The organism is Pseudomonas sp. D2002 (genome assembly GCF_013385735.1).
GTDB lineage: Bacteria > Pseudomonadota > Gammaproteobacteria > Pseudomonadales > Pseudomonadaceae > Aquipseudomonas.
Map to the genome: position 1 here is coordinate 66,164 of NZ_JACAPL010000020.1, position 19,384 is coordinate 85,547.

Annotated in this window: 9 protein-coding genes; all 9 read left to right on the plus strand. The window is 65.7% G+C overall.

Annotated elements, in window-relative coordinates; genetic code table 11:
- The first annotated feature begins 64 nt into the window (after nucleotides 1–64).
- The 9 genes from HX783_RS27060 to HX783_RS27100 all read left to right on the plus strand — a co-directional run bounded on the left by HX783_RS27060 (nucleotide 65) and on the right by HX783_RS27100 (nucleotide 19,369).
- Nucleotides 65–4,333 carry a non-ribosomal peptide synthetase gene (locus HX783_RS27060; RefSeq protein ID WP_177018906.1) on the plus strand — a complete coding sequence of 1,423 codons (4,269 nt, stop codon included), beginning with the start codon at nucleotides 65–67 and terminating at the stop codon, nucleotides 4,331–4,333.
- Nucleotides 4,330–9,684, plus strand: a complete 5,355-nt coding sequence (locus HX783_RS27065; protein ID WP_177018907.1) for a non-ribosomal peptide synthetase — start codon at nucleotides 4,330–4,332, stop codon at nucleotides 9,682–9,684. The genes HX783_RS27060 and HX783_RS27065 overlap by 4 nt, the downstream gene beginning before the upstream one ends.
- Nucleotides 9,681–10,730, plus strand: coding sequence for a Gfo/Idh/MocA family oxidoreductase (locus tag HX783_RS27070; RefSeq protein WP_177018908.1), 1,050 nt, complete (start codon nucleotides 9,681–9,683; stop codon nucleotides 10,728–10,730). Before HX783_RS27065 ends, HX783_RS27070 begins: the two co-directional genes overlap by 4 nt.
- Nucleotides 10,727–12,448: an ABC transporter ATP-binding protein gene (locus tag HX783_RS27075; protein WP_177018909.1), complete on the plus strand. Its 1,722-nt coding sequence runs from the start codon at nucleotides 10,727–10,729 to the stop codon at nucleotides 12,446–12,448. Before HX783_RS27070 ends, HX783_RS27075 begins: the two co-directional genes overlap by 4 nt.
- A complete protein-coding gene (locus tag HX783_RS27080) occupies nucleotides 12,445–14,130 on the plus strand; it encodes an ABC transporter ATP-binding protein (protein WP_177018910.1) in 1,686 nt (561 codons plus the stop codon). The genes HX783_RS27075 and HX783_RS27080 overlap by 4 nt, the downstream gene beginning before the upstream one ends.
- 102 nt (nucleotides 14,131–14,232) lie before the next feature.
- Nucleotides 14,233–16,371, plus strand: a complete 2,139-nt coding sequence (locus tag HX783_RS27085) for a TonB-dependent siderophore receptor (protein ID WP_256347328.1) — start codon at nucleotides 14,233–14,235, stop codon at nucleotides 16,369–16,371.
- Nucleotides 16,371–16,652 (plus strand): hypothetical protein, encoded by a 282-nt coding sequence (locus HX783_RS27090; protein WP_177018911.1) that lies wholly within the window; start codon nucleotides 16,371–16,373, stop codon nucleotides 16,650–16,652. Before HX783_RS27085 ends, HX783_RS27090 begins: the two co-directional genes overlap by 1 nt.
- Nucleotides 16,631–18,130, plus strand: a complete 1,500-nt coding sequence (locus tag HX783_RS27095) for a PepSY domain-containing protein (RefSeq protein WP_177018912.1) — start codon at nucleotides 16,631–16,633, stop codon at nucleotides 18,128–18,130. The genes HX783_RS27090 and HX783_RS27095 overlap by 22 nt, the downstream gene beginning before the upstream one ends.
- A 12-nt stretch (nucleotides 18,131–18,142) precedes the next feature.
- Nucleotides 18,143–19,369, plus strand: coding sequence for a RhtX/FptX family siderophore transporter (locus HX783_RS27100; protein WP_177018913.1), 1,227 nt, complete (start codon nucleotides 18,143–18,145; stop codon nucleotides 19,367–19,369).
- Nucleotides 19,370–19,384 lie beyond the last annotated feature (15 nt).

The window sequence follows — 19,384 nt, forward strand, 5'->3', positions numbered from 1 at the left end:
TTGAGAATGGCTTCCATCTTGGTGAGCCAGGGACTTTATCTAGACGGGTCACAGGAAGCTTTTCATGAGCGAGCTGACAACAGCAGACACCTCCTTATTGCGCACATGGCTGATCGAACACCTCGCCCAGTTGCTGGGCGCCACCGTGGCGGAAATCGACAGCCTGGGCGATGAGGAAAACCTCCTCGGTTGCGGGTTGGATTCCATCCGCCTGATGTACCTGCAGGAGCGTTTGCGCAGCCACGGCTTGCACCTCGACTTTGCTCAGCTCAGTGCGCAGCCGTGCCTGGCAGCCTGGCTGGGCTTACTGCACGGCCAGGTCCCGCAGCACGTGGTGACCGACGCAGCGCCGATGGTTGCGCCGGATGACAGCTTCGAACTCAGCGCTGTGCAGCAGGCGTACTGGCTGGGGCGCGGGCCGGACGAAGTGCTGGGCAATATCAGTTGCCATGCGTGGCTGGAATTCGACTGCCAGGGCATCGACCCGCAACGCCTGGAAGCGGCGGTGAAGTGTGTGCAGGCGCGCCACCCGATGTTGCGCGCCAGTTTCAATGAAGGCCGCCAGCGGATTCTTGCGGCCACCGACCTGCCGGTGTTCGATCATCAGGATTGGCGCCAGCACTCGCAAGCCGCCGCGCAAGAGGCCTGGCGCGCATTGCGTGACTGGCGCTCGCATGAATGCCTGGCGGTCGAAGCCGGGCAGGTGATGCTGGTCGGCCTGGTGCAGTTGCCCGGTGGCCGTGACCGCGTGTGGCTGAGTGTCGACCTGCTGGCGGTTGATGTGGAAAGCCTGCGCCTGTTGATGGCGCAACTCGGCCAGGCCTATCAGGCACCGGCCACGCTTGCGCCGCCGCCTGCTGTGCACTTTGCCGACTACCTGAGCCGCCGTCGTCAACGCCGCGCCGACGCGTATGAGCGTGACCGTCAGCACTGGTGCCAGCGCCTGGCGCAGTTGCCGGACGGCCCGACGCTGCCGCTGGCCTGCGCGCCCGAGTCGATTCGCACGCCACGCTTCAGCCGCCAGGCCTTCGTGCTCAGCCCAGCCGAAGCCGAACGCCTGCAACGCCAGGCGACCGCCCACGGGCTGACCTTGCCCAGCGTGTTCGCCACGGCTTTCAACGCAGTCTTGGCGCGTTGGAGCGAGCAGCCGAATTTCCTCCTTAACGTGCCGCTGTTCGACCGCCACGATGACCAGCAGGCCATTGACCAGGTGATCGCCGACTTCACCACCTTGCTGCTGGTGGCCTGCGAAGACGCGCCGCAGTTGCCCTTTGCCGAAGGCGCCCGGCGTTTCCAGCGTGACCTGCACGCGACCATCGACCACGCCGCGTTTCCCGCGCTGGAAGTGCTGCGCGAAGCCCGTCGCCAGGGCCATCCGCGCTCGGCGCCGGTGGTGTTTTCCTGCAACCTGAGTGACGCAAGTTTTGTACCCGCGAGCTTTCGCGAGGTGTTCGGCGACCTGCACGACATGCTCTCGCAAACCCCGCAAGTGTGGCTCGATCACCAGCTGTACCGGGTCGAAGACGGCGTGCTGCTGGCCTGGGACAGCATCGCCGAGCTGTTCCCGCAGGGCGTGCTGGAGGCCATGTTCAGTGCCTATATCGAACTGGTGCAACGCCTCGCCGACAGTGACTGGAACCAGCCACAGCCGGTGTTGCTGCCGCTGGCCCAGCAAGCGCAGCGCGACCGCCAGAACAGCGTGCCGTCGCTGGCTGCGGGGCGTGGTTTGCTCGACGACTTTTTCCGCCAAAGCACCCAACAGCCCGACGCGGTGGCGTTGATCTGTGGCACCCAACAGTGGACGTATGCGGCACTCGCCAACCAAGCCCTGCGCGTGGCTGCTGGCTTGCTGGAGGCCGGAATGCGCCCCGGCGAAGCCGTGGAAGTCTGCCTGCCGCGCGGGCCTGGGCAGGTTGCCGCGGTGTTAGGCGTACTCGCGGCCGGTGGCTGCTACGTGCCGGTGGACACCGCCCAACCGCACGCACGGCGCAGCCTGATCGAGTCGGCGGCGGGCATCAGCCGCGTGATCGCCGAGCAGCCGCCGGCGGATCCTGCATTGCAATGGCTTGATCCGACCCAACTGGAACACTGCGCGCCATTGGCGGCAGCGAAAAAAAGCTCGCCACACGCCAGTGCGTACGTGATCTACACCTCCGGCTCAACCGGCATTCCCAAAGGCGTTGAGGTCAGCCACGCGGCGGCGATCAATACCATTGACGCGCTGCAAGCCGAGCTGCACGTCACGCCGGATGATTGCCTGCTGGCGGTCTCGGCGCTGGATTTCGACCTGTCGGTCTATGACCTGTTCGGTGTGCTGGGGCAGGGCGCGCGCCTGGTGTTGTTGCAGCCTGAAGAAACCCGCGACGCCATGAGCTGGGCGCAACTGATCCGCCAGCACCGCGTGAGCCTGTGGAATTCGGCCCCGGCATTGCTGGAAATGGCCTTGGGCATCGGCGCAGAACAGTGTCAGTACCAAAGCCTTCGAGCGGTGTTGCTGTCGGGCGACTGGATCGCCCTGGACCTCGCCGCGCGCCTGCGTCGCCACGCCACGTCAGCCTGCCGGGTGTATGGCCTGGGCGGCGCGACCGAGGCGGGTATCTGGTCGAACCTGCAACTTATCGATGCGGTGCCCGAGCATTGGCCGTCGATTCCCTATGGCAAGCCGTTGGCCGGCCAGGCCTATCGAGTAGTCGACGCCTGCGGGCGGGATGTACCGGACCAGGTAATCGGCCAACTGCTGATCGGCGGCGCGAGCCTGGCCCGCGGTTATCGCAATGATCCTGTGCTCACCGCCCAGCGTTTTCGCAGTGATGAGCGCGGGCGCTGGTATCACACCGGCGATCGCGGGCGCTTCTGGCAGGACGGCACGTTGGAGTTCCTCGGGCGCATGGACCAGCAGGTCAAGGTGCGCGGGCAGCGTATCGAACTCGGCGAAATCGAGGCGGCGCTGACGGCGCATCCGCTGATCGACAACGCCTGTGCAGCCGTACTGAATGGCAGCCTGGGCGCGGCCGTGGTGTTCAAGTCGTTGGAGGCTCCGGTGCCGGTTGTGCCAGCCGCGTCGATGCTCGATGACAGCCTGGCAGCCGAAAGCCGCGTCACCGCCGAGCTGCTGCAACGCCTGTTGCAAGACCCGCCGCCCACGCCGTTGCTTGACACCTGGCGCGAGTGGCTGGGCAGTTATGTCGAGTCCATCAGCCTTCATGATGCATTGGCGCAATTGGGCTGGCGCGAAGCCGATCTGCACAGCATGGTCGGTGCCTTGCAGGTGCTGCTGCGCACGGAGGGCGGCACCTCGCAAGTGTTGTTTGACCCGTTGCTGGCGCCACAGGCCATGGCGCTCAACCTGCCCGCAGGCCGCCAAGTGCTGGACGCCATGAACCGCGCGCTGCAACACAGCGGTACAGCGCTGAACGTCGCCGTGCTGGATGTGCGCGGCGGGCAGTTGCTCGACCAGTGGCTGAACCACGTGAGTTCACGCGACCTGCAACTGACCCTGTTCGAGACCAGCCCCGGCCTGCTCGCCGCCAGTGTGGGCAAGCGCCAGCGCGTGGCGGGCCAACTGCTGGTGGACGGCGTGCTGCCCGCTGAGCACTGGTCCCGGTACGACGTGGTGATCAGCTTCGCGGCCCTGCACAGCTACGCGCAGCCGTCCGACGGCCTGAGCCTGGCCCAGGCGCTGCTCAAACCCCAAGGCCGTTTGATACTGGCTGACGTGCTGCGTGACTCGCCGTTGCGGCTGGTCAGTGCGGCGCTGCTGGACGGGCGCACACCGCTGCTGCCGAGTGCCGACGCAGTCGTGCGCTTACTCGGTGAAAGCGGCTTCAACCACCTGGAATGCCTGTGGCAAAACCCTGCGATGCTGTTGGTGAGTGCCCAGGCTGCCGACGAAGCCTTGAGCAGTGAACGCCTCAACCACTGGCTGCAACAACGCCTGCCGCAGGCGATGCGCCCCGAACATCTGTGGTGCGTGCCGCGCTTTGCCTTGAACGCCAACGGCAAGATCGACCGCACGCGCCTGCAAGCCAGCCTCGGCGACGCGTTGCAATGCAGCCAACCCTGCTGCGACGAAGACGCGGAACTGAGCCCCGAACTGCAGGCGCTGGCGACCTGTTGGGAAACTGTGCTGGGCCGCTCGGTGCACAGCGCCCAAGCGAGTTTCTTCAGCCTCGGCGGCGACAGCCTATTGGCCACGCGCTTGCTGGCCAATGTACGTGAACAGCTGGGCGTGAGCCTGCGCATGGGCGACTTCTACCTGCAACCGACCCTCGCCGGCATGGCCGCGCTGCTGGTGCGTAACACCGATGTGGCGATCGAGGAGGGCGTGTTATGAGCCTGGATGATTTGCTGCACATCTGCCGTGAACGCCAGATTGAACTCTGGGCCACCGAGGGCAAGCTGCATTTTCGTGCCCCCGAAGGCGCGTTGGACTCAGCCCTGGCCGAACGCATTCGTGCCCAGCGCGAGGCACTGATGGTGCACCTCTCGCCCCAGGATTGGCGCGCGCAGCCGGAACAGGCGCTGCAGCCCTTCGCCCTCAGCGCGGTGCAGGGCGCCTACGTGCTGGGGCGTAACCCGGCGTTCGACTACGGCGGCAACGCCTGTCACTTGTATGTCGAATACCCGTGGCCGGCGAATGTCGACACCGCGCAACTGACCCAGGCCTGGAACGCCTTGGTGCAACGCCACCCGATGCTGCGCGCGGTGGTGCAGGACAACAGCCGCCAATGCGTGCAAGCCCAGGTGCCCTGGCAATCGCTGCCGGTGCATGACCTGCGTGAGGCCACGCCCGAGGCATTCGACGCTCACCTGCAGGCGTTGCGCACACGCCTGGACCATGCCTGCCATGCCCTTGATCAATGGCCGATCCTGCTGCCCGAAGTGAGCCTGGGCCGCGAGCAGGCGATTTTGCATTGCTCGGTGGATTTCACCTTGCTCGACTACGCCAGCCTGCAACTGTTGCTGGTCGAACTGACCCAGCGTTACCTCGAACCGACGCGCCATTGGCCCGCGCTTGAAGCGATCTTCCGCGACTACCTTGAGCACGAACGCAGCGCGCGCAACAGCGCCGCCTGGCACAGCGACAAAGCCTGGTGGCTGGCCCGCCTGGACAGCCTGCCGGGGCGCCCGGACCTGCCGCTGAGTGAGCACGCCGGTTTGGGCTCCACGCGTTTCCAGCACCACCATGGCGTGTTGAGCAGCGCGCAATGGAACGCGCTGTGTTCCCTCGCCAGCGCCCAGGGCCTGAGCGCAGCGGGCGTGACCCTGGCCGCCTTTGCCGAAGTCATCGGGCGTTGGAGCCAAAGCCCGGACTTTTGCCTGAATCTCACCGTGCTCAACCGGCCGAACCTGCACCCGCAGCTGGGCCAGGTGATCGGTGACTTCACCGCCTTGAGCCTGCTCGCCGTGCACGGCGCCGACGGTGCGAGTTTTGTCCAGCGCGCGCGGCGTATCGGTGCGCAGCTGTTCGATGACCTCGACCACAGCCGCTTTACCGGCGTTGAGGTGTTGCGTGAACTGGCCCGGCTGCAAGGGCGTGGCGCCGACCTGATGCCGGTGGTGTTCACCAGTGGCATCGGCAGCGTCGAACGCTTGCTCGGCGATGCCGGGCGCTTGTTGCAACCGCCCAGCTACATGATCAGCCAGACCCCGCAGGTGTGGATCGACTGCCAGGTCAGCGACCAGTACGGCGGTTTGCAGATTGGCTGGGACGTGCGCGTCGGCGTGCTGCCCGACGGCATGGCCGCGCAGATGTTCGATGCCTACGTCGACCTGCTGCAACGCCTGGCCGCCGACCCGCAGGTGTGGCAGGCGCGTGGCGATATCGTGTTGCCGGCGCAACGGGCCAATCCACAGGTCGAGGCGGTTGCCCCGGCGCGCAATATCGCCGCCGGTTTCGCTCAACAGACACTGTGCACGCCCGACGCCGTGGTGATCAGCGACCGCGATGGCCGCTACAGTTATCGCCAGGTCGCCCAACACGCCGCCGCCGTGCGCGCAGCCCTTGAAGCGCTCGGCGTTGCACGCGGCGAGCGGGTAGCGGTGATGCTGCCCAAAAGCGCCTGGCAATTGATGGCGGTGCTGGGTATTACCCAAATGGGCGCGGCCTATGTGCCGGTGGACATTCGCCAGCCGGCCCTGCGCCGTGAAGCGATCCTGCGTGATGCCCGGATTGCCGCCGTGGTCACCCTGCAAGCGCAGGCATTGCCGGATACGCTTGAGCTGCCGCGCGTTGCCATCGACAGCCTCTACGCCGACCCGCATTGGCCAACCCGCGAGCCGCTGGCGGTGGCCGCCGAGGAACTGGCCTACATCATCTACACCTCCGGTTCCACCGGCACGCCCAAGGGCGTAATGCTCAGCCACGGCGCGGTGGTCAATACCCTCGATGACATCAACCAGCGTTACGCAGTCAACGCCGACGACTGTGTACTGGGCCTGGCGGAATTGAGTTTCGACCTGTCGGTGTACGACTTTTTCGGCGCCACTGCTGTCGGCGCGCAGGTGGTGCTGCCTGATCCGGAGCGCGGCGCCGACCCTTCGCACTGGGCGCAATTGATGCTGGAACACAGCATCACGCTGTGGAACTCAGTGCCCGCCCAAGGGCAGATGCTGGTGGACTACCTGGAGACCGAACCGGCGGCGATGCCGGGGCCGCGTTGCGTGATGTGGTCGGGAGACTGGATTCCCACCACGTTGCCCACGCGCTGGTGGCAACGCTGGCCCGACAGCCAGTTGTTCAGCCTGGGCGGCGCCACTGAAGCAGCGATCTGGTCGGTGGAGCATCCGATTCGCCCGCCGGATACGGCGTTGCCGAGCATTCCCTATGGCCGCGCCCTCAAGCACCAGACCCTGGAAGTGCTCGACAGCCTAGGCCGCCAATGCCCGGTGGGCGTGCGCGGTGAGATTCATATCGGCGGCCTCGGCCTGGCCCTGGGCTACGCCGAAGACCCGCAACGCAGCGCCGAGCGGTTTATCACCCATGCCAGCGGGCGCCGCCTGTACCGCACCGGCGACCAGGGACGCTACCTGAGCGAAGACGGTTTGATCGAGTTTCTGGGGCGCCAGGATGATCAGGTGAAGATTCGCGGCCACCGTATCGAACTGGCGGAAATCGACGCCGCGTGGCTGGCCCATCCGCAGCTGGCCGCGAGCACCACGGTATTGCTCGGCGAGTGTCACGAGCGCTCGCTGTGCAGCTTCGTGACGTTGCAAACCCACGCGCCGGACCCGCAGCGTGTGCGCGACGAACTGCGTGAAGTCACGGCCCAGGCGCGCCACAGCCTTGCGCAGGCGGATTTTGGCGAGCGTGCCGACATCGAAGCGGCACTCGCCGCGTTGGACCATGCGGCAGATGCGTCGCTGCTGCACTGGCTGGCGGGCAGCGGTTTGCTGAACCCAGGGCAAGCCATCGCATTCGCGCCGCTGTGCGCCGCGTTGAACCTCGCACCCGGCCAGCATCGCCTGCTGCGACACTGGCTGGCGTTGCTGGTCGACAGTGGCCACCTGCAAGTCGACGGTGACGGCTGGCGCTGCCTGGCAACAGACTTCGATCAAGATCATGCATGGTCACAGTTTGCCCGGCTGGCGCCGCCAGGCCTGTGGCCGGTGGAACTGGTGGATTACCTGCGCGACAGTGCGACCCGTTTGCCCGAGCAACTCGACGGGCGCCTGAGCCCGGCGAGCCTGATGTTCCCGCAAGGTTCGGCGCATATCGCCGAAGCCATGTACAGCCGTGGCCTGCACGCCCAGGTGCTGCACCGGGCGATGGCTGAGGCTGTTAGCGCGATTGTGTCGCGCCAGGGCCAACGCCGCTGGCGCATCCTCGAAGTGGGCGCCGGCACTGGCGCGGCGAGTGCGTTGATCATCCCGGCGCTGGCGCCATTGGTGGCCGCCGGGGTGCAGATCGACTATGTGTTTTCCGACGTGTCGAGTTACTTCCTCAACGCGGCGCGCGAGCGTTTTGCGGCGTACCCGTGGGTGCGCTTCATGCCGTTCGACATGAACAAACCGGCCTGCGAACAAGGCTTGCCGGCCGGCTCACTGGACCTGCTGCTGAGCTCCGGCGCCTTGAACAATGCGTTGGATACGCCGCGCCTGCTCGCCGGTCTGCGCCAATTGCTGCAGGCCGATGCCTGGCTGGTGGTGCAGGAACTGACGCGTGAACACCGCGAAATCAGTATCAGCCAAAGCCTGATGATGGAAACGCCCGAGGATGTGCGCGCCAGCAACCACCAGCTGTTTGTGCACACCGATCAATGGCTGGCGTGGCTCAACAGTGAGGCGGGCGATCAGGCTGAATCGTTGGCGGGTGCCGACAGCGTGTTGAACCTGCTGGGTTATGACGTGCTGGTCGCACGCCTGAAAACCGATCGGCCATTGCTGAGTTCAGAGGCCTTGCTGGCCTTTATTGCCGAGCGGGTGCCGCGTTATATGGTGCCGGCGCAAGTGCGGGTACTTGACCGCTTGCCGGTCACGGCCAATGGCAAGATCGACCGCCGCGCGCTCACCACGCAGGCGGAGCAACGCCAATTGCAACCGGTGCACCGCGCAAACACCGATGTGGCGGATGAACTGGTGCAGCGCTTGATCGCGCAGTGGGAGCGCGTACTGGATTGCAGCGGGTTGTCGGCGGATCAGGACTTCTTTGCCGCCGGTGGCGACTCGCTGTTGATCGCGCAGTTAATCGCCGGCCTGCGCGAGCACGAACCCTTGGCCCAGGCGCAACCTTTCGACCGCTTGCTGCGCTGGGCCCTCAGCCAACCGACGCCCCATGGCCTGGCCCAGCGCTTGCGCAGCGAGTCGAGCAGCGAGCCCAGCCATGCAACACCGGTGGCGGCGCCCGCGCTGGATACGCGCCGCGCGCCACTGGGCGGGCGCGTGCGCGTGGATGCGTTGACGCAACTGATCGGCGGCGAGGGCACCGCGCGCGTGCTGGTGCACGAAGGGCTCGGCACGCTGTTGCCGTATCGCGGGCTGATCGCTGAATTGGCCGGCAATGGTCCGTTACTGGAGCGGGCTCCGTTGCTGGGGCTGGCGGTGCACAACAGCGACGACTACCTGAGCGTGCCCGCGGAGCATGTCAACGCAACCCTCGGCAAACGCTACGCGCAAGCCCTATGGGACAGCGGCCGACGCAGCTTCGACTTGCTGGGTTACTGCTCCGGCGGGCTGGTGGCCCTGGAATTGGCCAAGGCCCTGCTGCAATTGGGCGCCGAGGTGCGTCAGCTGGACATCGTCTCCAGCTACCGCATTCCGTATGTCGTCGACGATGAAGTGCTGATGCTCTACAGCTTTGCCGCCACCTTGGGGCTCGACGGTGAAGCGCTCGGTCTGCCGACGGCTGAGCAGCTGCAAGCGTCAGCGGCCCTCAACCTGGATGTGGCGTTACTCAAATCCCGTGTACTGGCGGCGGCCCAGGGCATTGCCGATGAACAGCTGTATCGGGTGTTCGCCCATTCCGTGCACGCCAGTCACTACAGCGATGGCGCGCCGTATGTGGGGGCCATCCGCCTGTTTGTACCGAGTGTCGCCAACCCGCTGATCCCCGATCACCAGGCCAGTTTGCAGGCGTGGTGGCAGGCCGCATCGCTGGCGCCACTGACTGTGCACACCCTGCGTGGCAATCACTTCGACTGCTTGAACGCCGGGCTGAGTGATTATTTGCTGGAGAAACGCCCATGACATTGCCATTGAAAACCTTGGTGGTCGGCTCGCGCTTTGGCCTGTTCTATGCGGCCGGTGTTGCCGCCGTCGAGCAGCTGGAATTGGTCGGCGTGCTGGGGCAGGGCAGTCGTCGTTCCCAGGCCTTGGCGCGCTACCTGGAAGTGCCGAGTTTGCAAGCGCTGGAACAGGTGCCTGCCGATACGCGCCTGGCGTGCGTCGCGGTGGGCGGTGCGGCACGCGGCGAGCAGGGCCCGGCCTTGGCGCAGGCGCTGATGGAACGCGGCATTGACGTGCTGATCGAGCACCCGCTGCTGCCCCAGGAGCTGCATGAACTGCTGCGCACCGCGAACCGCCTGCAACGGCGCTGCCTGCTCAACAGCTTCTACCCGCAACTGCCCTGCGTGGCGCGGTTTATCGCGCTGGCGCGGCAACTGCATCGCCAACAGGGCATTCGCCATATCGACGCCCAGTGCGCGGTACAAGTCAGCTACGCAACGCTGGACGTGCTGGCGGCGCTGTTGGAAGCGGTGGGGCCGTGGTCGCTGGACAGCGTGGCGCCGGCGCTGTCGGCCTGGCGCGATATCAGCCTGGTGATGGCGCAGGTGCCGGTGTCGCTGCGTGTGCTCAACGAGCTGGCGGCCAATGATGACGGGCGCATGCAGATGCTGCTGCGCATCAGCATCGCCACCGACAGCGGCACACTGCTGTTGGCATCGCCCCACGGCCCGCTGTTGTGGCTGCCCGCTGTGCGCGCGCCGGTGGAGGATGCCGACGGCGTGTTTGACCTATTCGGGCCGCTGGCGAGTGAGCCCTTGCCGTGCGCCGAAGTGCTGGAAGCTGCCGCGTCGGATTGGGCCCAGGTGTACCGCAAGGTCTGGCCGACTGCAGCGGCGAATGCCTTGCAACCGTTGATTACCGGTGTGGGGCTGGCGCGCTTGCAGCAGCGCAGCGTGGAGGTCGTCGGGCTGTGGCAACAGGTCACGGCCGCACTGGGGTTTCCGCAGCAGCCACCCGTGACGTTGCCTGCGGCCAGCCTGGCCCAGGCTTTGGAGGCCGCTCGATGAGCCAGCTGAGTGAAATGCTGCGCCCGTTTCGTCGGCGCCTGGGGTTGGCGATTGGGTTGCAGGCGGTTGCCGGGATCTGTTCGTTGCTGCCGCTGATTGCCCTCGCGCAATTGGCCGACAGCCTGCGCCAGGCACCGCCGCTGGCGCCTTCGGCCATGGCCTGGGTGGCGCTGGCGGTGGGCGCATCGGCGCTGTGGTTGTGTGGCCAAACCTTGGCGCTGCACCTCACCCATCAGGTGGATGCCGACCTGTGCGACCGCTTGCGCGTGCGCCTGGCCGAGCATCTGCAACGCCTGCCGTTGGGTTGGTTTGCACGGTTGGGGCCCGACGGCGTGACCCGTTATGCCGAGCAGGATGTACGGGCGCTGCACCAGTTGGTCGGGCATGCGCCGACGGATCTGGTCAACCTGCTGCTGATTCCCCTGGCCACCTTCGCGTACCTGCTGTGGAGCCACAGCGCCCTGGCGCTGTGGTGCCTGTTGCCATTGGCCGTGGGAGTGCTCGGCTATTGGCGTTTGGGCTCGGCGCATTATCGCGACGATGTCGAGCAGCGCAACGGTGCGATCCAGCGCCTGTTCAGCGACTACAGCGAATTCGCCGGCAACCTTGGCCTGGTGCGGCAATTCCCGGACGCGGGTATTCATCGCAACGTGCAGGAGGCGGTGCAGCAGTTTGATCAGCGCTTCAGCCATTGGGTGAGCCGCGCCGGGCACCTCGCGGCCTTGATCCAGGTGCTGCTGAGTGCCCCGTGGCTGTTGGCCTGGGTGGTTATCGGCGCGTTGTGGGTCGGTGACGTCGGGGCTGCGCAGATCTGCGCGTTTTTGCTGCTGGTGCGCGCCATGGCGGCGCCTGTTCTGGCCATGGGGCACGGCTTCGATGCGTTGAACAACGCGCGTGAAAGTGCCCGGCGTTTGCAGGCGGTACTGAACACGCCGCCGCTGGCCGAACCCGACGCGCCGCACGCGCCTCGGGACGCCAGCGTGGAGATGCTCGAGGTGAATTTCTCCCACGCTGACGTGCCGATACTCAGGTCAATCAACCTGCGCCTGGAGCCCGGCACCACGACTGCGCTGGTAGGGCCGTCGGGTGCGGGCAAAAGCACCCTGGCCGGGTTGATTGCGCGCTTTATGGACGTGGACAGCGGGCAAGTCCGCGTGGGCGGGGTGGATGTGCGCCAGATCGCCAGCCGTGAGTTGCAGCAGCAGTTGGCACTGGTGTTCCAGCAGGCTGGCGCGTTGCGCCTGTCGTTGGCGCAGAACATCGCGCTGTATCAACCCGAGGCCAGTGAAGCGCAAATCCGCGCCGCCGCCAAAGCGGCCTGCCTGGACAGCTGGATCATGGGCTTGCCCAAGGGCTACGCCAGCGTAGTCGATGAGGATGTGCGGCTGTCCGGCGGTGAAGTGCAGCGCCTGGCGATTGCCCGCGCGCTGCTGTCGCGTGCGCCGATCATGTTGCTCGACGAGCCGACGTCCGCCACCGACCCGCAAACCGAACGCGCACTGCGTGCCGCCTTGCAGGACGACGCGGTCGGACGCACGCGGCTGATCGTCGCCCATCGTCTGCACAGCATCCGCCATGCCGAGCAGATCCTGGTGTTGTGTGAAGGGCGCATCGTGCAGCGCGGGCGGCATGCCGAGTTGTTGGCCGTGGACGGCGTGTACCGGCAACTGTGGAACGAGCAAACCTCGAACGCTGAACAACTGGAGCCTGTGTCATGAGTTTTTTTTCGCCGTTACGGCATTTGCCCGAGTTGGCCCGGCGCGCACTGCGCGGGGCGTTGGTGTGGATGCTGCTGGCCGCCGTACTCGATGGTTTGGCGGGCCTGGCCCTGGTGCCGTTGATTCTGGCCTGGTTCGAAGGCTCGCCACTGCAGTCGAGCGTGCTGCTGTTGCTGGGGCTGACGCTGCTGCAAGTGGTGGTCAGTTACGTCGCGCAGCGACGCGGTTACCTGGCCGGTGCGGGGTTGGCGGCGGGCCTGGTCGCGCAGTTGGTGCAGCACCTGCCGCGCTTGCCGTTGACCCGCCGTGGCCAGCTTGAAGGGCTGGTGCGCGGGCCGGTGTTTAACAGCATGGGCATTCCCGCGCATTTGCTGGCGCCGCTGATGACGGCGCTGGTGACGCCGACGGTGGTGGTGCTCGGGCTGTTCTTCATTGAACCGCGCCTGGCGTTGGTGTTGGCGTTGGCGTATCTGCCGCTGTTCGGCCTGTTGCGTTGGGCCGGGCGGCGCAGCCTGGGCCTGGAGCAACAACGCCAGGCCGTGGATCGCCACGCCGCGCAGTTGTTGCAGACTTTCGCGCAACAGCAGGCGTTGATTCGCAGCGCCGGCGACGCCAGCCAGGGCCAGTTGGCACTGCGCCAGGCCTTGCATGAGCAACACCAGGCAACGCGCCGCCTCAATCGCCGTGCCTTGCCCGCAGGCCTGGGGTTTGCCACGGCGGTGCAGATGGTGTTTTCGCTGGTGCTGGCCGGTGGCGTGTTCGCAGTGGCGACGGGGCATTTGCCCGGTGCGCTGCTGGTGGCGGTGCTGGTGTTGCTGGTGCGCTTTATCGAGCCGCTGTCGCAACTGGCTTACCTGGATCAGGCCTTGCGCATGGCGTGGCACGCGCTGTCGCAAGTGCTGGCGGTGTTGGCGGCGCCGACCTTGCACAGCCCGCAGCCCGGAGAACAGCCGCAGGATGCGAGCCTGCATGGGCACGGCTTGAACAGCTTCGGCGAGGGTGGCGAACACCTGCTCAAGGACCTGGACGTGCAATGCGCGCCCGGCACGTTTACGGCGATTGTCGGCCCCTCGGGCGCGGGCAAAAGCACCTTGCTGGCGCTGCTCGGCCGGGGCATGGACCCGCAGACCGGCGAAGTACGCCTCGGCCATGTCGACATTCGCCAGTTAAGCGAACACACCCTGGCCCAGCACATGACCCAGGTGTTTCAGGACAGCGGCCTGTTTGCCGGCAGCCTGTTGTGGAACGTGAGCATGGCGCGGCCACACGCCACGCCCGCGCAATTGCAGCACGCGGCGCGGGAAGCGGCACTGGATGATGTGCTCACCAGCCTGCCGGACGGCTGGCACAGTGAAGTGGGACCGGGCGGCGCCTTGCTCTCCGGCGGCCAGCGCCAGCGCGTAGGCCTGGCGCGTGCGCTGTTGTCGCCGGCACCGATCCTGCTGCTCGACGAACCCACCGCCAGCCTTGATGCGCACAGTGAAGCACGGGTCAATCGCAGCCTGCAGGCACTGCACGGCAAGCGCACGTTGGTATTGGTGTCGCACAACCCGACGCTGGTGCGCGACGCCGACCAGATCCTGGTGCTGGAAGACGGCAGCGTGAGCGGCTGCGGCAGTCATGAGCATTTGCTGGCGACACATCCGTGGTATGCGCGGTTTGCTGAGCAACAACACGGGTGATGGAGTGCCGGGCATCAATTGAAAAAGTCCCTAAATCGAAAAGTCGGCTGCTTCGTTTAAACGATACTAATGCGAATTATTATCGATAAATGGGGCGGGGCAATGTCACACCGGGGAGCAACACAGGCGGGGCGGGGGTTCAAACGTAACGGCGCACAGTGGGGGATTGTGCTGGTATTGGGCTTGAGCCCATTGGCACAGGCGCTGGCCGCCGTGCAGTTGGGCAATGTCGAGATTGCCGGCGAGGACACTTCCGGCGATGTGACGTCGCCGGGCGTGACCACCCTCGGCAAGCTGCCGCTCAAGCTGCGGGAGACCCCGCAGTCGGTGAGCGTGATCGATCACGAGCGTATCGAGCAGCAAAACCTGTTCAGCCTCGATGAAGTCATGCAGCAGGCCACCGGTGTGACGGTGCAACCCTTCCAACTGCTGACCACCGCGTATTACGTGCGTGGCTTCAAGATCAACTCTTTTGAACTCGACGGCGTGCCGGCGATGCTCGGTGAGACGGCCGGCTCGCCGCAGGACATGGCGGTGTACGAGCGCGTCGAGATCCTGCGCGGTTCCAACGGTTTGCTGCACGGCAGCGGCAACCCGGCGGCCACGGTCAACCTGGTGCGCAAGCGCCCGCAAAAGGAATTTACCGCCAGCACCACCCTCAGCGGCGGCAGTTGGGACCGCTACCGGGGCGAAGTCGATGTGGGCGGGCCGCTGACGCCCACCGGCAATGTGCGCGGGCGAATGGTGGCGGCGTATGAAGACCGCGACTATTTCTACGACGTCGGCAAGCAAGACACGCAGTTGCTTTATGGCGTCACCGAGTTCGACCTCAGCCCCGACACGCTGCTGACCTTGGGCGCGCAGTACCAGACCATCGACCAAGTCACCAACATGGCCGGCGTGCCGATGGCCAAGGACGGTTCGAGCCTGAACCTGCCGCGCTCCACCTACCTGGATGTGGATTGGGACCGCTTCAAGTGGACCACACGCCGGGTGTTCGGCTCCCTGGAGCAGCAACTCGATCACGACTGGAAAGCCAAGGTTGCCGCCGAGTATCAAGACGCCGACTCCAGCCTGCGCTATGCCGGGGCCTACGGCGCCATCGACCCGCTGACCGGTGACGGTGGGCATTTGATGGGCGCGGCGTATAAATTCAACAGCACCCAGAAGAGCGTGGATGCGTCGGTCAATGGGCCGTATTCGCTGTTCGGGCGCAGCCATGAATTACTCCTGGGCACCAACTACAGCCAGGGCGAAACCGAGCAACGCACGGCGCAATTCACCACGCCGCTGAATGTGCCGGTGAATGTGTACCGCTGGGACCCGAGCAGCGTGCCCAAGCCGGGCATCGGCGCTTACACCTCGCCGGGCTCGACCACCACCACGTCCAAGGGCGTCTACGCGCTGACCCGCTACAAACTGCTCGACCCGTTGACCCTGGTGATCGGCGGCCGCGCCAGTTGGTGGGACCAGGACGCACCGACTAGCCACTTCACACCCGGCCGGGAAATTACGCCGTATGGCGGCCTGATCTGGGACTTCGCGCAGAACTGGTCGTGGTACGCCAGCTACGCCGAGGTGTATCAGCCGCAAACCGGGCAAACCTGGAGTGGTAACCCGCTCAAGCCGGTGGAGGGCAAAACCTACGAAACCGGGATCAAGGGCGAGTTGGTTGATGGCCGCTTGAATGTGTCGTTGGCGGTGTTCCGCATTGACCTGGAAAACAACCCGCAGGTCGACCCCGAACACCCGAGCGCGGGGCCAAATACCTATTACATCAGCGGCGGCAAGGTGCGCAGCCAGGGCTTCGAGCTGGAAAGCACCGGCTACATCACGCCGCAGTGGAACGTCTCTGCGGGCTACACCTACACCACCACCGAATACCTCAAGGACACCAACAACGCCTCCGGCGAGCGTTATGCCGAATTCACGCCACGCCACATGGCGCGGGTCTGGACCCAGTACGAACTGCCGTTGCAGGAACATCGCTGGAGCGTCGGCGCCGGTGTGCAGGCGCAAAGTGATTACTCCACGCAATCCGGCGCGGTGACCCTGGAGCAGGGCGGCTATGCCTTGCTCAATGCGCGGGTCGCCTACCGCATCGACGACCATTGGACGGCCTCGGTCAACGGCAACAACCTGGCGGACCGCAAGTACTACCAGAGCCTGTCCAACGTCAATTGGAACAACCGCTACGGCGAGCCGCGCAGCCTCAACATGACCTTGCGAGGCACGTTCTGATGGCCACGCCGGCCCTCGGCCCCTGGCCGCTGCGCATCGGCCTGGCGCTGGCGGGCAGCCTGCTCAGCAGCCTGCAACTAGCGGTGCTGCTCGCGCGGCATTATCCGTGGGGCGGCGGGCTGGAGCGGCTGTATGCCGGGGTGTTCCTTGGCCTTGGGTTTCTGGTGACGGTGCTGCTGTGGTCTTTGCTGGCGCCGGACCGCAAGCGCGTGGTGTACCGCTCCAGCGCCTGGCTGCTGCTGTTTACACCGTGGTTGTTATGGGATGGGCATTGGTCATGATGGGCGCACCGAGGGCGCTGGTGCAGCGCGTGCATGCCGGGGTCGGCGGCGTGTTTGGCGTGGTGCTGTTTGTGATCCTGCTGAGCGGCGCGTGGAGCATGGCCCATGAAGATTTGCGCGCCTGGTTTCGCGGCCCGTCGGCGCTGGCGCAAGGGCCGGCATTGCCGCTGTCGCAGTGGCTGGGAATCGCCCGTGAACAGGGCTTGGCCCTGGGTGAGTTGCGTATCCGCCTGCCGGACAGCAGCCACTCGGTGGTTGAGCTGTGCGGGTCGCCCACCGACTGCAGCGGCGCACTGGACCCGGCCAATGGTCGTGAACTGGCGTCGGGCGATGCGGCCGACATCCTCTTCAACCTGCACAAAAGCCTGTTTATCGGCTTCCCCGGACGGGTGCTGATCAGCCTGCTCGGCGTGGTGTTGTTGCTGATGATTTGGGCCGGTAGCGCGCTGCACAGCGGGCGCCTGCAAGACCTCAAGCGCCTGCGTCGAGACCGTGGCGCGCGAGTGTTTGCCCACGACTTGCACACCTTGATCGGCCGCTGGTGCGGGCCGTGGCTGCTGTTGTTCGGCGTGACCGGCGCGTTGTCTGGCCTCGGTGCGTTGGGCACGCTGGGCCTGGCTGGGCAAGCGTTTCCCGGTGCGCCGCAACAGGCCTTTATGCAGTTGCTGGGTGCGCCGCCGCCCATCAGCCTGCAGGCAGGTACGAGGCAGGTTGATCTCGATCAGTTGCTACACCGGGACGCCATTGCTCACCCGGGTTTCTCTGCGCAAAACGTCGCCTTGCACCACTGGGGCGAGCCGGGCGCCTGGGTTGAAGTCAGCGGTATCCAGCAAGGCTTGCCCAGCACCGCCGTATTCGAACGCCACGCTTATCGCGCCAGTGACGGCGAAGCCGTGGGCACCCGCAGCGCCGGTGGGCGCGGCGTGTGGTTGCAGGCATTTATTGCGGTGCAGCCGCTGCACTTTGCCGACTACCGCTGGGTGCCTTATGCCGGGCCGCTGTTGCGCGCGGTGCATTTCGCCATGGCCTTGGCGGCGGCGGTGTTGGTGCTCAGCGGTTTGTACCTGTGGCTGGAGCGCCGCCGCCTGAAGGCTGGCGCCGGTTGGCAGGTGCTGTTGCGCCTGGTGGTGGGTGGAGGCGGCGGCTTGCTGGCGGCCACTGCTGTGTTGCTGTGCGCCGGGGCGCTGGGGGTCGGCAACCTGGCGTGGTGGTTCTGGGGCAGTTGGTTCGCCAGCCTGTTGCTTGTGTGTGCCATGCCGCCGCGCCGTCAACCGTTGCACCTGTTGTTGGCCGTGGCCGGCCTGGCCTTCGTCGCGGCGGCTGTGCTGCACCTGGCGGGGAGCTTCAGGCACGGCAGCTTAGCGCTATGGCCTGTCGATCTTGTGTTGTTGCTGTGCGGCGCCAGTGCCTTGTGGGCGCTGCGCCGATTGATTTCTTTTACGCGTGCGGCACGGGCTGCCGCCGCCAATGTTGTCTGAGGGGATATTCGTATGTTGGAGCTGCTGAAACATTGGCGCATGGTGCTGACCTTCGCCCTGTTGTACCTGTCCCAAGGCATTTGCTTCGGCATCGCCATGGACGCCTTGCCGACCCTGCTGCGCCATGACGGCGCCGCGCTCCACGCACTGGCGTTCCTGCCCTTGGTGGGGCTGCCGTGGGTGATCAAATTCATTTGGGCGCCGCAGGTCGATAACCATTGGAGCCCACGGCTGGGACGGCGGCGCAGTTGGATCATTCCGATGCAGATGCTGGTGCTGCTGTGCATCGCCACCCTGGCAACCATCGGCCTGAGCGTGGACACCGCCGGCGTGGCTGTCGGCCTGCTGATAGTGGCGTCGCTGGCCAGTGCCACGCAGGACATCGCCACCGACGGCATGGCCGCCGAGTACTTCGCCGACAGCATGCTTGCGCGGATCAATGCGATTCAGGTGGGTGGCACCATGGTCGGCTTTTTTGTCGGCGGCGCCGGCACCTTGCTGCTCAGCGGCTACCTGGGGCAAACCACAGCATTCACGCTGCTGGCACTGGTGCCGTTGCTGAGCTTGGTGTGCGTGGGCTGGTTGCACGTGGCACCGGCCAAACCCAAACAGCCGGATGTGTCGCATGCCTCGTTGTGGCGGTTTATCAAACGGCCGAAGGCGCTGTCGCTGGTGCTGCTGGCGTTGCTGTCGGCGATGACCTCGGTCTCGGGGTTCGGCTTGTCCAAACTGTTCCTGAATGACGCCGGCTGGTCCTTGCAAGCGATTGGGCAGTTGGGAATAAGCGGTGGTGTGGTCACCATCGTGCTCGGCTGCGGCGGCGGCGCGTGGTTGATCCGTGTGCTGGGCCTGTGGCCGACCTTCATGCTGGCGGTCGGCATGGCCGGCGTGGCCGCAATGACCTGGTTGATGCAAGCCAGCGGCCTGCTGGCCACGCACACCGCGCTGATCTGGCTGGCGGTGGGCCTGGGCTCGTTTGCCACCGGCGCCACCTCGGTGGTGATCATGACGGCGTCCATGGCCTTCGCCGCTCAAAGTGATCAGGCCGGTACGGACATGACTGCGGTGCAGAGCACGCGTGATCTGGGCGAGATGCTGTCTTCGACTTTGCTGGTTGGGTTGACGGCACAGGCGGGGTATAGCGGTGGGTTTTTGGCCGGGATCGTCATGGCGACGTTGGCGTTGTGGGTGGCGTTGAACCTGTCGCGGCAGAGGACGGCAGAAAGCCTGGCGAGCTGAATTTTATTAACTAAT